Here is a 13,134-nt window from a genome sequence, read left to right as displayed (position 1 = left end):
TCGGGGCTTTTTTGTTGATGATAAAAACGGCCCGGCCGGTTGGGTGCCGTACTTTTGGCCCCATGCACCAACCCATTGAGCTTCCTTCCCGCAGCATTTCCTTCCGCCCCGATTTGGGGGTGATGGTGGTGCGCTGGCACAGTCACGCATCTTTTGAAGTGGTGCAGGCCGACTACGCCCACATGCTGGCGGCCGCCGAAGAGCACGGCATCAGCAACTGGCTGCTGGATGTGCGCCGCCGCGACAAAATCCCCGCCGACCTCAGCGCCTGGGTCACCAACGTGTTTTATCCGCGGGCTACCCAGCAGCTGGCTCCCCGCCGTCTGCGCATGGCCGTGCTCAACTCGCCGGCCCTTACCGAAGCCTACACGTCGGACCCCGACCAGAAAAAATACGTAACCTACGTCATGGACCCCGCCCGACCCTTCGACATCAGCCTGTTTGAAGACGAAGGGGCCGCCATGCGCTGGCTCAACCCCCTCGTGTTTTAGGAAACGGCGGGGTAATTGAATTCAGCCGCCGCTACCTGGTGGCTTTCTCCAGCAGCGTGAGCAGCTCGTCGGCGGCTTTTTCAATGTCGCCGCAGGGAAATTTGTCGGCCGCTTTGGCATCAACGCCGGCGTTCTTGTCGAGGCCCAGGTGCCAGTTGGCGTGTTCGTCCATCTCGTGCTTTCCGAGAAAGGCGTTTTCCTTGCTCGTATCGGGGTTATGCTGGCCTTAGTGGCCTTCGTCGTTCTTGCTTTTGCCGCCCTGAATTAGGTGCCGGGCGTAGGCCACGGCCTGCGGGTTGAGGGAAACAGGAATGGGAAAAAGGTTGGTGACCCCATGCCTACACGCCCTGCGCACCGGGTTTCCCAGGGCTCAGCTTTTGCCGTGGAGCAGGTACTTGGTCTGCTTGAAGCTGTAGCCCACGGACACCACCAGGCGGCCGGCACTGGCCGGATGGTCCGTGGCGGCGGTGTAGATGGGCAGCTGGAAGCTGGTGTTCAGCGACACGTTTTTGTAGTACACGTCCAGCCCCGGCCCCAGCAGGGCGTTGTTCATGGCGTGCTCGCCGGTGAGCTGGCCGTCCAGCATTTCGCCCTTGGTTTTTTCGTAGAAAAACTGCGCCGAGGGGTACACCTGCCAGTTTTCGCCCAGCGGCACGCGGTAGAACAGGCTGGCGTAGGTGGCCGTGCTCGGGGCCAGGCTGTTCAGGAACGTGTTTTCCGTGGAGCGGCGGTAGCTGCTGTTCACGCTCAGCCCGAAGCTGTGGAAGCTGCCGATGTAGTTGGCGTACACGAAGCCATCGGTGGTGCCGGTGCCCACCTGGTTGAGCAGCGGGTAGCGCTGGCCCTGCGCGTTCTGGCGGGTATACTCGCCGGTGGGTAGTTTCAGGCCGCCGCCCACGATGAGCCGGCTCTGCACCCCGGCCGTTTCGATGGCCCGGATGAGGTGGTAACCAGCAAAAACCGTCACGTCGCCCACGCCGGCCGAGTTCAGCTGCCGGCCATTTATCTGCGACGTATTCATGACGTAGGGCACGAAGGCGTTCAGCTCCACGCGCCGCGAAAGGAAGTATTTGCCCCGCAATTCAATGACGCGAAAGGCCTCAAAATCGGTCGGGTCGCCGTAGTGCGAGTGCGCGTAGCCGTTGTCGCCGTTGAGATGCGAAGGGAAAAACGGCCGCGCCCCGGTTGGGAAAAACAAGGGCGACTGCCCCAGTGCCTGATAGCCGTTGAAGATGCGGTAGCGGTGCATCAGGCTGAAACCGCTCTGGTTGTCGTAGGGCGTGATGCCCATGAAGCAGCCGCAAATGTCGCAGGCCCGGCCGGGCAGCACCAGCCCGCTCAGCAGCAGGCCCAGGAGAATAGATTTTTGAATATTCATCGGAGTAAAAGTTGAAGCCTACGGCTGCTCGGTCAGCCGCGCATCGTGGATAAACGATTCGTCGGTAAGCGTTTGCAGGAAGGCGATGATGTCGGCCTGTTCGGTGGCCGTGAGGGGGATGCCCAGCGGCGCGCCCGCCGGACGCAGCGCCGCGTCGAGGGTGGGCGAGGCCACCACGCCGTGGTCGTAGTGGGCCAGTACCTGCGCCAGCGTGCCGAAGTGGCCGTCGTGCATATAAGGGGACGTGAGGGCCACGTTGCGCAGGCTCGGCACCTTGAACCGGCCCACGTCGGTGGCCCGGCCCGTGATATGGGCCCGCCCCGAATCAGCCCCGAAGGTGGCGCTCAGGCCGTTGTTGCGGTAGGTTTCGTCGGTGAATAAGTCGGTGGCGTGGCAGCGGGCGCACTTCTGCGCCACCAGTACCCGGCCACGGGCCTCGTCGGCCGTGAGCACGGCGTTGCCCTCGCCGCGCACCACCTTATCGTAGCGCGAGTTGGCCGAGGTGAGCGCGGCCGTGAACTGCGCCAGCGCCCGTAGAAACTGGTACGAATCGATGGGCCCGGCCCCGTACACCGCCGCGAAACGGCGTGGGTAATCGGGGTCGGCGTTGAGCTTGGCCAGGACGTGGGCCAGCGTTTCGTCCATTTCCAGCGGGTTGGTGAGCGGGGCCAGGGGCAGGGTTTCCAGGTTTTTCGGCCCGCCATCCCAGAAAAATTCCGACTTCCAGCGCAGGTTCTGCAAGGCCGGGGCGTTGCGCGTGCCCAGGCGGTTGGCTACCCCCAGGCTCAACCGCTGGCCTTCGTTGGCAAAAGCCCCGGGCTGCTGGTGGCAGCTGCCGCACGACACGGAACCGTCGCGCGAGAGCCGCGCATCGTAGAACAGGCGGCGGCCCAGGGCGAACGTTGCCGGAGTAGGCGGGTTGGCATCGAGGGCGTAGACGGGGCCGGGAAAATTGGCCGGGAGGGTGGTGCCGGGTACTGAGGCATTCGGCACCACCACATCGCTGAGGCCACAGCCCGCCAGCAGCAGCCCCGTCAGCCCGACGGCCAGCGCGGCAACCAATGGGCGGCGCATAGCCGGGCTAGTTGGCGTGAATGTGCTCGACCGAGTACATGCTGGCCGCGTAATTATTGGCCACCATTACGGCGTTGGCTCCCGCCGACATAATCTCAATCATCGAATCGAACCGGATGGTGTTCGGCCCGCTAAACATCTTCAGCACGTCTACATTCAGGTGGATTTCGGGGTCGTGCCCGGCCCGTACCAACAGAACAGAGCCGGCAGGAAACGCCGGCGAAACGGTCCGAATGGCATTGTACGGCGCTTTAAACCCACCGACGTGGAAGGTAAGAGCCGTCGTCCTGGATTGCGGCGAATACCCTTCGAGCTTGGTAAAAATGTAGCCTGAATTCCAGTCCCAGAACATTTTATTGCTGGGGTCGAGCGCGCCCTTCTGGGCTCCCAAAACATTGTGTACGCTGTCGACGCCAATGGTGAAAGTCAGGCCCTTGTAGTCGCCTTCCGGTACGCCGGTGAGCGTGAGGTGCAGGCTTTCGGACTTGGCTGGGTCGGCGTCCAGCAGGTAGTAGCTGTCGGGCACGGCGTAGGTCGAGCCGTCCGTCTTGGTGAACTTAACGTTGGAGATGTACTGCCGGAAGGTGGTGACTCTGAACTGGTCGCCGGCCAGCGTATTATACGTTTTGGTGTCCAGCACCAGCGGGTCGGCCCCTACGGTCTGCTCAAATTCGAGCGCTACGGTGCCGGTTTGGTTGGCAGCCACTTCGTCCTTCTTGCAACCCGTAAGAGCGAGCATGGCGAGGGCGAATGGGAAAGAAAGGGCGGAAATCGAAAAGCGTTTCATCGGAAAAGTGGGGGGAGGGGGAATCAACAACTGATTGAAAAGCGGCGCGTACGCGCGCGTCCAGCCCGCCGAAAACCCGGCGGAGCCAGCAAATTGGCCGGCCTTCTGCCACGCAGAAAGCCCTGGGCCACAATCAGACGGATAGGAGGGGCGGGCGGAACACGCCCCGGCCGGGCACCGCCGCGCAGTGCGGCACGGGCCGGCGGGCGTAGGGCCGGGCGGGCTGCGGCCAGTGCTGCGGCCGAAGTAGCTGTAAGGCGGTTGTGGGCAGCACTTCGTACTTCACCTTGGCCAGCATTTCGGGGGCTTTTTTGTCGCCGCCCTCGGCTTTGCGCAGCTGCTGGGCCAGGTGGCACTTGCCGTTGCAGTGCAGCATGGGCCGGGCCTTGTTCACGCAGTACAGCTCCGTGATGCGGGCCTTGTTCAGCTGATAATCCACGACCAGCACCTCCTGCCCCAAAGTCTGGAGCAGCATGAGCGTGACGAGAAAAAAGGCCAGAATGCGGTGCATGAAGTGGGAAGCTATAAAGGCAAAGGTAGGCCAGCGGCCCCCGATTCAGACCATGCTCGGACCCGATAAACGATGGCGGGAGTAGTTCTGGATTGTGGTCAGTAGCGTGCGGAAGCAGTCCGTCAGGGGCCGTTGCTGAAACACTCGGACCCAAGCGGCCAAGCGTTGCCTGGCGCAACCAGTTTTAGCGCCAGCGCTACAGCTTATCCTGCCGGATGATGGCCCGGTACACCCGCAGCAAAGTGGGCTGGCCCACGCCCAGGTAGTACAGCCCCGTGAGCAGGTAAAAAGCCCCTTGAAGCCGAAAAACACCATTTTTGCGGTACTTGCGGGCCGAGGTGATGATGGGACCGGGCAGCACCCGCAGCCGCGTGAGTTGCTTGAGCCGGTGCGTGATTTCCTGGTCCTCCATCAGCAGCAGGTTTTCGCGGTAGCCGCCGGCCTGCTCAAAAATGGTCCGCTGCACAAACAGGCTCTGGTCGCCAAACCGGGCCACCTCCCAATCGAAGCGCGTGAACCAGGCGTGCGCCCGCAAGAACCAGTGCGGCATATCGAACACCAGCCGGAAGCAGCCGCAGCCGTAGCCCGCCGCTACCGCCCGCCGGATTTCGTCCAGAAAGCCCACCGGCGGCAGCGAATCGGCGTGCAGGAAATACAGGATAGTGCCCGCGGCCTGCCGCGCTCCGTGGTTGAGCTGGGCGGCGCGGCCCTTGCGCGGGCAGGCCATCACGCGGGCCCCGGCCAGCCGGGCCAGCGTGGCGGTGGCGTCGGTGCCAGGGCTGTCGGCCACGATGATTTCCACGGCCGCATCGGTGCCCGTGCCCGCCCGGCGCAGGTGCCGCAACAGCGCCCCAATGCCCGCCGCCTCGTTATAAGTCGGGATAATGATGCTCACCAGCGCGGCAGCAGGAGCGGGGAGCGGCATGATGAGTTAAGAGTTAAAAGTTGTCAAGGGTGAATTCATAACTTTTAACTCCTAACTCATTAATTCAGGTAGGGCGATTCCAGCTCCTGGCCCATGCTGCGGAGCGTATCGGCCCCGCGCCGGCCGGTGAGGCGCGTGCTTAGGGCCTGGGCTTCGCGGGCGCTGAGGACATCCAGTTCGTGCAGCCAGGCCACGCGGCGCAGCTGCGGCTCGATGAAGCCCAGCGGGTTTACCTGGCCGTACTCGTCGCGCAGGTAGGTTTTGGTGCGGCGCTCCAGCTCCGTCACCAGCGCCCGGAACTGCTTGCGCTCCCAGGGCCGGCCGGCCAATGTGATGGCTAAGTGGGCCGTGTGGAGCCGGAAGGTACACCACTGCTGCTCGAAACGCAGCCAACTGGCCAGCACATTCAGCCCAAAAACCAGCCACCACGAGTACAGCGCTACGCCGGTGTGCCCGGTAGCCAGCCACTCGCGCCAGGGGCCGTAGCCCAGGAACACCAGCAGCAGTCCGGTGAGCATCAGCTGGTTGGTGGGAATGTGGCGATGCTCGCCGGACTTGATGGGCAGAATCTCTTCGTAGGGCACCTCGGTTTCGAGGGTGGGCACTCCCTGGGGGTTGCGCTTGCATACGTACAGGCTCTCGGCCCGCAACTCAATGTGCGTGGTGCCCAGAAAAAGCTGTTTTTGGCTAAAAATCATTCAGGGGGGAGGAATGGGAAGGTGGTAGAAAGGGGAGTTGGGAAGACATAGAAATAGACCGTCATGCTGAGCTTGCCGAAGCATCTCTACCTCACTGCTAATCCAATCGAAGCAACGAAGCGGTAGAGATGCTTCGGCTGCGCTCGGCATGACGTTCACTGAACTAAGGCTGCTCTAAGCAAATGGACTTGGGGTGAAGCAGAGCACAAAAATAACCACCATCAGCCAGCCCAGCAGCTGTCGGCCGCGGCTCAGGGGGCGCTCATCGGGAGCGGGCGGATGGTAGATGCCCGTGAACCGCCCCAGCAGTAGTCCGAAGACCAGCCAGCCAGGGTTGCCCACGATGCCCGGCAGCAGCGCGGCCCCGGCCAGCTGCGCCGCCCAGATACCCGCCGCCAGCAGCAGCCCCTGGCGTGGCCGGGGAAACACCCGCCAGAATATTAGCGCCAGATACCCCGCGTACACCGGCCCGCCATAGAGCCAGGTCTGCCAGTCGTCGTGCAGCGAAAACAACCCCAGCCCGGCGTAGAAAATGAAGGCCGTAAACAGTACCGGCACCATCCGGTTGAAGCGCCGCGGCCCCAGCAGCCCGTACAGGATGTGGCCACCGTCAAGCTGGCCCATGGGCAGTAGGTTGAGGGCCGTGAAAAACAGGCTGAGCGCGCCGGCCAGCAGCACGGGGTAGTGCATCAGCTCCAGCGGGTGGGGCAGGCGAGCAGGGTCGGCAAAGGTGTGCTCCAGGAATTGATAGAGCAGCGGCCGGGCCAGGGTGAGGCCGTTGGCTAATTCCTTGGCACCGTACACATGGCTCGCATAGTCGGCCCCGTATTGGGCGTAGTCCGGATGAATGGCGTACAGATATTCCAGCGGCGGCAGGTGCGTGAAGCCGTAAATCAGCAGCGGCACCGCCACCAGGAAGCCCGCCAGCGGCCCGGCCAGCCCGATATCAAAGAACTCGCGCCGCGAAAAAATCCGCTCCCGGATGCGGATGACGGCCCCAAACGTGCCCAGCCCCATCGGAAACGGAATGTAGTAGGGCAGCGAACTCCGCACCCGATTGTAGCGCGCCGTGAAATAATGCCCGAACTCATGCACCGTGAGCACCCCCAGAAACGGCAGCGCAAACCATAGCCCGCGCCGCAGCTCGGCCCACAGCTCCGGCCCGCGCAGCAAAAATACGCGCAACGGCAGCCAGTTAACGGGTTCTTCGCGGGCTTGGGTTAGCTGAATTCCGGCCAGCGTAGTTGTGACCAGCGTGAGCAGAAACAGCCCAATGTGCAGCGCCGCCGTGCGCCCAGCCGACGGCTCCGGCCGTTCGAACCGCCGGAACAGCCCGCGTGCCCGAGCCAGGCGGCTGGGCGCATCGGTGGCCACCGGGGCCGCTACATCGGTAGGGAAGCCCGCGAAATTAGGTTCAGGAATGGGCAACGGGGTATTCTCGGGGAAAGGCACGGAGGGCTTCGGGCAGGGCGGTGAGGAGGGTGAGCGGCGGGGCCAGGTGCAGCACCCGCAGCCCTAGGCGACGGGCCGTGGCAATGTGCTGCGGGCTGTCTTCGATGAATAACACGTCTTCGGGCCGCCAGTTCATTTCGCGCAGCGTGTGCCGGAATATTTCCTCGCCCGGCTTGCGCAAGCCCACTTCCTGGGAATAAAACACACGGTCGAGCACATCGGCAATGCCGTTTTTGAAGCCGTATTGGCCGGCGAGGCGCTGGTTGATTTCGGCAATGTGCAGCGCGTTGGTGTTGCTGAGCAGGGCCGTTTGGTGGCCCTGCCGGCGCAGCTCGCCGATGAGGGCGAGGCGCTCGGCGGGCACGTCGAGCAGCATGGCATGCCAGGCGGCATCCACCTCGGCATCGGTCGCGTCGAGGTCGTAGGCCGCGCGCAGGCCGGCCCGAAACTCGGCGGGCGTGAGGTGGCCGGTTTCGAATCGGTCGAACAGCTCGGCCTGGCTGGCCTGCGAAAATGCGATGGTGCTGCCGGCGCGGCTCAGCCGGCGCAGGGCGGCGGGGGTGGCATCGTAGTCAATGTCAATGATGACGCCGCCAAAATCGAACAATAAGTGAGGAAGCATGGGTTGGCTTGTTTTTCCATCCGCGAAGGTCGTACTTTTGCACCGTTGGAGGGCCGGCAACGGCAGGGTTGAGGTGAAAGATGACTGCCTCCGGCACCGGGCCTATAGCTCAATTGGTTAGAGCAACTGACTCATAATCAGTAGGTCCTTGGTTCGATTCCAAGTGGGCCCACGAAAAAGCCCCTTGCAGCAATGCGAGGGGCTTTTTTAATTGTTTGTCCCCCGGTTTTGCCCCCGGTAAGGTTTCTGAATTAGCGGATGCAATCCCGTTCAACTACGTCTTTCAGGCCTCAATAGCTAAGCTGAGTTTCGAGCTGGGCAGAACTACTTGTTTGTAGCCCACACATGGGGGAATATGGCACTGTAGCGTTTGGCCGCGCCGCGGTGCTGGTGAATGGATTTATGACGGGCGGGGCATCTGGAAAAACGACCGCAATGAAGTTCGACAAAAACCGTCGTCATCAGTCTATTCCCGCCACCTGCAATCATAAGCAATTAGCCTGATACCAAATCTGTATCCCAAAACGATACAACCAACCCAAGCACTTCGGGACAGCTGTAAGCTGGGGCAACTGGATGGCTAAGGATACTTTCTACTGGCCTGCTACCCTGCGGTGTATATTTGAAAGCTTGTGCCATCCATCCCACCCTGGCACGGATATCTCGCCCTGTGACAGTAAAGTTGTTTTCTCGCCTCTCAGCGTGCCTGGCACCTGTTTTTCTGCTGCTGAGTGCCTGTAATGGGCCGGCGGCGCACCCTTCGTACCGCATTGGCTTTTCGCAGTGCAGCACCGGCGGCACCTGGCGGCAGGCGGTACTGGCCGGGATGGAACGAGAGTTGAGCTTCCACCCCGAAATGCAGCTGCGCATGCTGGATGCCCACGACAACAGCCAGCGGCAGCAGGAGCAAATCCGGGAGCTGGTGCGCGGAGGCATCGACCTGCTCATTGTGTCGCCGCAGGAGGCGGGCCCGGTGACGCCGGCCGTGGAAGAAGCCTACCAGCGCGGCATTCCGGTGGTGCTGCTCGACCGCCGCATTACCTCGCAGCAGTACACGGCTTTCGTGGGCGGCAACAATCTGGAAGTGGGCCAGACGGCGGCCCGCTACGCGGCGCGTTTGCTGAAAGAACGGGGAAACGTGCTGGAGATTTTGGGCGGGGTGAATGCCTCGACCACCGTAAACCGGCACCTGGGCTTTGCCCAGGGCCTGGCCGCGTTTCCCAACCTGCATTTGGCCGCGCAGGTGAACGGCAACTGGGACGCCATTGCTCTGCAGCCCTTGCTTATGGCGGCCCTGAAAGCGCACCCGGAGGTGTCGCTCATTTTTGCGCATAATGATGAAATGGGCCGCGGTGCCGCTGAAGTGCTGCGAAAGCTGAACCTCACCAGAAAGGTGCGCCTCATTGGGGTAGATGGGCTGGAACCGGCTCTGGTGCAGCAGCGCGTGCTCACGGCGTCGCTGCTGTACCCGCCGGCCGGCGAAGACGCCATTCGCACGGCCGTTCATATTCTGACGCACCAGCCCTTTAAGCGGGAAAATATTCTGGGCACGATGGTCATCGACTCGACCAACGCGGTGACGATGCGGCAGCAGATTGATAAGATGGGGAGCCAGCAGCGCGACATTGCGCGGCAGCAGGGCCTGCTACAGCACCTACTGGCCACCTACGCCACCCAGCAGACGGCGCTGTACGGGCTGCTGGCCTCGCTGCTGGGGGCGTTGGCGCTGGGGGCGGTGGCCTGGCGCTCGGCCCGCAAAAACCGGCAGATTAACCGCCAACTGGCCCTACAAAACGCGGAAAACGATAAAATTAATCGGGAGCTGGCCAGTCGCAACGAGGAATACGACCGGATAAACCACGAGTTGATAAGCCAGAACGAGGAGAACGACCGCATCAACCGGCAGCTGTTGCACCAGAACGAGGAAATCAGCGGCCAGCGCAACCAGCTGGAAGTATTGGCCGAACAATCGCGCGCCGATACCGAAGCCAAGTTGCGGTTCTTTACCAATTTCTCGCACGAGCTGCGCACGCCGCTTACCCTGATAATGGGGCCGGTGGAGGAGCTGCTCACGAGCGGCCCCGCCCTGACCGAGGGCCAGCGCGAGGACCTGACCCTGGTGCGCCGCAATACCCAGCGGCTGCTGCAATTGGTGAATCAACTGCTGGATTTCCGCAAGATTGAGGTGGGCAAAATGGCCGTGCGGGCCAGCCAAGGCGATATGGTGGCTTTCGTGCGCGAGATTGTGGAGGTGTTTGAGAAGCCGGCCCGCCGGCGCGGCGTGGAACTGCGGCTGTTGAGCGCCGAGCCGACGCTCACGGCCTGGTTCGACGGTAACCTGCTGGATAAAGTCTTTTTCAATCTGCTCTCCAACGCGGTGAAATTCACCCCCGACCAGGGCACGGTGACCATCAGCCTGCAGCCGGCCGACGACGGCCGGGCCGTGCAGGTGAGCATTGCCGACACGGGCCGCGGCATCAGCGAGCAGGACCGGGCGCATATTTTCGAGTGGTTTTACCAAGGCAGCCAAGGGACCGTGGCCAAGGGCTCGGGCATTGGCCTGGCGCTGGCGCACGGGCTGGTGCGCCTGCACCAGGGGCAGCTCACGTTCAGCAGCCTGCCGGGCCGGGGCAGCACCTTCACCGTGACGCTGCCCCGGGAGCTGCCGGCGGAGCTGCGCGCCGACAGCCCCACCGACGCGTCGGAGGTGCTGCTGGAATTACCCGAAGGGATTTTGAATGACGCAACCCCGGAAGCCGCAGTGGCCGCCCGGGCGGAAAGCGACACGTTGGTGCTGGTGATTGAAGATAATGAGGAGGTGAACAACTTCCTGACGCGCAAGCTGGGCGGCGATTTCCGGGTGCAAAGCGCCACCGATGGCCACACCGGCTTCCGCCTGGCCACCGAGCTGGTGCCCGACCTGATAGTGTGCGATGTGATGATGCCCGGCCTGAGTGGGCTGGAAGTGGTGGCCCAGCTGCGGGCCGACTGGCGCACGTCGCACATCCCGGTCATCCTGCTCACCGCCCGCGGTGCCGCCGAGCAGCAGGTGGAAGGCGTGCAGGCCGGGGCCGACCTCTACCTCACCAAGCCTTTCAACCCCACCTTCCTGCTCGAAAGCGTGCGGACGCTGCTGGCCAACCGTGCCCGCCAGCGCGCGCAGTTCCGCCGCGAGTTCCGTCTGGACGAAGCCGCACCCACCCCCGACCAGAAGTTTCTGACCGACCTCACCGCCACCGTGCAAGCCCACCTGAGCGACACCAACCTGGGCGTGGAAGACGTGGCCACCTACCTGGGCCTGACGCGCATGCAACTCTACCGTAAAGTGAAAGCTGTGCTGGGCACCGGCGTTACCGAGTTCATTCAGGGCCAACGCCTGGATAAGGCCGGCGAGTTGCTGCTCGACGAGTCGCGCTCCATAACGGATGTGGCCTACGAGCTGGGCTTCTCGACGCCGTCGTACTTCTCCAGCAGCTTCCGGGCGCGCTACCAGCTCTCGCCTTCCGAGTACCGCGCCCGGCATGTGCCGCACTAGCGTTATCAGAACGCTGTAGGGGCGGGGCTTGCCCCCGCCCGGACGCTTGCGCTGGCTTCACAATTCCGTTCAACGACGGGCGGGGACAAGCCCCGCCCCTACATCGTTCTGACGGTACATAACCCCGAAATACCACTAAAAGGATTGTGACAGGCGTGCGCTAAAATTAAAACCGGGCCCATTTCAGGTCCGGTTTTTTGATTTTTATTCCGTTCATTTTCAGTGGGTAATCAAAAATAAACGGTATGAACGTCCACTGTATAAAATTAGAAAGGGAGCACTGTTTCCGGCACGGAACTTTGCACAGCTTCGGCTCCATGTACTGTTTCAAAATTCTGGTTTTATGATGCGCAAATTTCTGGTTCGGTGCGGAGTGGTGGTCTTGTTGCTCAGCCTGGGGGCGGGAGAGGCACGGGCGCAGAAAGGCGGACGCCCAACGTTTATTCTGCTCGATGGTGCCCAGATGGCGGCTTACAAAGCGGCGTATCAGAAAGGTAGTCCGGTCGAAACCAAGCAGGTGCAGGCGGCCGTGGCCGCCGCCCAAAAGGCGCTGACGCACGGCCCGTATACCATCGTGCGCAAAACGCAGACTCCCCCCACCAGCGACAAGCACGACTACATGTCGCAGGCCCCCTACAGCTGGCCCGACCCGGCCAAGCCCGACGGCAAGCCCTACATCAACCGCGACGGGCTGCGCAACCCCGAGGCGGCGGCCTTCACCGACGAGGACAACATGCTGGACATGACCAGCGACGTGAAGAAGCTGGCCGTGGCCTACTACTTCACCGGCCAGGAGGAATATGCCGCGCAGGCCGCCAAGCAGCTGCGCGGGTTTTTCCTTGAGCCGGCCACGCGCATGAACCCGAATTTGAACTTCGCGCAGGCCATTCCGGGCCTCAACACGGGCCGCTGCTACGGCATGATTGAAACCCGCAACCTCGTGGAGATTCCCGACGCGCTGGCTCTGATGGGCGGCAGCAAAAGCATTGATACCAAGTTGGTGAATGGCTTGCAGGACTGGTTCCGGCAGTTCACCAACTGGGCCATGACCAGCCCGCTGGGCTCGGCCGAGGGGAAAGTTGAAAATAACCACGGCACTTTTTGGGACACGGAAGTGGTGGATTTTGCCCTCTTCACCGGCGACGAAGCCCTGGCCCGCAAGGTGCTCGAAACCCAGACCAAGTCGCGCATCGCCACGCAGCTGCAGCCCGATGGCGCGCAGCCCCTGGAGCTGGCCCGCACCCGCCCCTGGAACTACGTGACCATGAACATGCTGGGCTGGGTGCGCCTGGCCCGCCTGGCCGAAAAGGTCAACATCGACCTCTGGAACTACACCCTGCCCGACGGCCGCGGCCTGCACGCCGGCGTGGCCTGGCTAAAACCCTACCTACTGAAAGAGAAGCAGATGGACCACGCCGACGTGGTGCCCATCAGCAACCAAACCGCGTTGCTGCTCTACGACAAGGCCGGCCAGCACTACCCCGATTTGGCCGCCGACAAGGTCTTTGCTCTGTATCCGGACAACGTTCGGCGACCCTGGACCTTGTAGCGAAGCGGCCCTGGAGGTTTTGCGGTGGGACGATGATGCCCCAGGGCCGCCGAGCTACAAAACGCCTCAAATGTCGGGCAGTCGCTGGACGTGCGGCTACCCTTCGCTCACC

12 protein-coding genes and 1 tRNA gene are annotated in these 13,134 nt (G+C 62.6%); 4 read left to right on the top strand and 9 right to left on the bottom strand.

Going from position 1 to position 13,134, the window contains the following annotated elements:
- Positions 1-62 precede the first annotated feature (62 nt).
- Positions 63-491 (top strand): hypothetical protein, encoded by a 429-nt coding sequence (locus ACVWYF_RS17965; RefSeq protein WP_457070540.1) that lies wholly within the window; start codon positions 63-65, stop codon positions 489-491.
- Positions 492-522: 31 nt separating this feature from the next.
- Here ACVWYF_RS17965 and ACVWYF_RS17960 read toward each other — a convergent pair whose 3' ends face one another.
- From ACVWYF_RS17960 to ACVWYF_RS17920, 9 genes are all read right to left on the bottom strand, one after another.
- A complete protein-coding gene (locus tag ACVWYF_RS17960) occupies positions 523-663 on the bottom strand; it encodes a hypothetical protein (protein ID WP_457070538.1) in 141 nt (46 codons plus the stop codon).
- 198 nt (positions 664-861) lie between these two features.
- Entirely contained in the window at positions 862-1,869 is a 1,008-nt protein-coding gene (locus ACVWYF_RS17955; RefSeq protein ID WP_457070536.1) for a hypothetical protein, read from the bottom strand.
- An 18-nt stretch (positions 1,870-1,887) separates the two neighbouring features.
- Positions 1,888-2,943: a cytochrome-c peroxidase gene (locus ACVWYF_RS17950; RefSeq protein ID WP_457070534.1), complete on the bottom strand. Its 1,056-nt coding sequence runs from the start codon at positions 2,941-2,943 to the stop codon at positions 1,888-1,890.
- Between the two features lie 7 nt (positions 2,944-2,950).
- Entirely contained in the window at positions 2,951-3,682 is a 732-nt protein-coding gene (locus tag ACVWYF_RS17945) for an MbnP family protein (protein WP_457070532.1), read from the bottom strand.
- A 181-nt stretch (positions 3,683-3,863) separates the two neighbouring features.
- The gene (locus ACVWYF_RS17940; protein WP_457070530.1) at positions 3,864-4,241 is read right to left on the bottom strand and encodes a hypothetical protein; all 378 of its coding nucleotides are present in this window, start codon (positions 4,239-4,241) and stop codon (positions 3,864-3,866) included.
- A 196-nt stretch (positions 4,242-4,437) separates the two neighbouring features.
- Entirely contained in the window at positions 4,438-5,166 is a 729-nt protein-coding gene (locus ACVWYF_RS17935) for a TIGR04283 family arsenosugar biosynthesis glycosyltransferase (protein ID WP_457070528.1), read from the bottom strand.
- Positions 5,167-5,225: 59 nt separating this feature from the next.
- Complete coding sequence (locus ACVWYF_RS17930) at positions 5,226-5,864, bottom strand: hypothetical protein (RefSeq protein ID WP_457070526.1); 639 nt, start codon at positions 5,862-5,864, stop codon at positions 5,226-5,228.
- A gap of 174 nt (positions 5,865-6,038) precedes the next feature.
- A complete protein-coding gene (locus ACVWYF_RS17925) occupies positions 6,039-7,292 on the bottom strand; it encodes a site-2 protease family protein (RefSeq protein WP_457070524.1) in 1,254 nt (417 codons plus the stop codon).
- Entirely contained in the window at positions 7,279-7,938 is a 660-nt protein-coding gene (locus ACVWYF_RS17920; RefSeq protein ID WP_457070522.1) for an HAD family hydrolase, read from the bottom strand. Before ACVWYF_RS17920 ends, ACVWYF_RS17925 begins: the two co-directional genes overlap by 14 nt.
- A 98-nt stretch (positions 7,939-8,036) precedes the next feature.
- Here ACVWYF_RS17920 and ACVWYF_RS17915 point away from each other — a divergent pair.
- The 3 genes from ACVWYF_RS17915 (at position 8,037) to ACVWYF_RS17905 (ending at position 13,022) form a co-directional block, all read left to right on the top strand.
- Positions 8,037-8,110, top strand: a tRNA-Ile gene (locus ACVWYF_RS17915).
- A gap of 498 nt (positions 8,111-8,608) precedes the next feature.
- Positions 8,609-11,473 carry a substrate-binding domain-containing protein gene (locus ACVWYF_RS17910; RefSeq protein ID WP_457070520.1) on the top strand — a complete coding sequence of 955 codons (2,865 nt, stop codon included), beginning with the start codon at positions 8,609-8,611 and terminating at the stop codon, positions 11,471-11,473.
- A 343-nt stretch (positions 11,474-11,816) separates the two neighbouring features.
- Positions 11,817-13,022: an alginate lyase family protein gene (locus ACVWYF_RS17905; RefSeq protein ID WP_457070518.1), complete on the top strand. Its 1,206-nt coding sequence runs from the start codon at positions 11,817-11,819 to the stop codon at positions 13,020-13,022.
- The last annotated feature ends 112 nt before the right edge of the window (positions 13,023-13,134 follow it).

This window comes from Hymenobacter sp. UYAg731 (genome assembly GCF_054061335.1).
This window is presented reverse-complemented; position numbering and strand designations above follow the sequence as displayed.

Bases quoted from the DNA above. Each gene is read 5' to 3' on its own strand.
- ACVWYF_RS17965 (WP_457070540.1), top strand. From the start codon at position 63: ATGCACCAACCCATTGAGCTTCCTTCCCGCAGCATTTCCTTCCGCCCC.
- ACVWYF_RS17960 (WP_457070538.1), bottom strand. From the start codon at position 663: ATGGACGAACACGCCAACTGGCACCTGGGCCTCGACAAGAACGCCGGC.
- ACVWYF_RS17955 (WP_457070536.1), bottom strand. From the start codon at position 1,869: ATGAATATTCAAAAATCTATTCTCCTGGGCCTGCTGCTGAGCGGGCTG.
- ACVWYF_RS17950 (WP_457070534.1), bottom strand. From the start codon at position 2,943: ATGCGCCGCCCATTGGTTGCCGCGCTGGCCGTCGGGCTGACGGGGCTG.
- ACVWYF_RS17945 (WP_457070532.1), bottom strand. From the start codon at position 3,682: ATGCTCGCTCTTACGGGTTGCAAGAAGGACGAAGTGGCTGCCAACCAA.
- ACVWYF_RS17940 (WP_457070530.1), bottom strand. From the start codon at position 4,241: ATGCACCGCATTCTGGCCTTTTTTCTCGTCACGCTCATGCTGCTCCAG.
- ACVWYF_RS17935 (WP_457070528.1), bottom strand. From the start codon at position 5,166: ATGCCGCTCCCCGCTCCTGCTGCCGCGCTGGTGAGCATCATTATCCCG.
- ACVWYF_RS17930 (WP_457070526.1), bottom strand. From the start codon at position 5,864: ATGATTTTTAGCCAAAAACAGCTTTTTCTGGGCACCACGCACATTGAG.
- ACVWYF_RS17920 (WP_457070522.1), bottom strand. From the start codon at position 7,938: ATGCTTCCTCACTTATTGTTCGATTTTGGCGGCGTCATCATTGACATT.
- ACVWYF_RS17905 (WP_457070518.1), top strand. From the start codon at position 11,817: ATGATGCGCAAATTTCTGGTTCGGTGCGGAGTGGTGGTCTTGTTGCTC.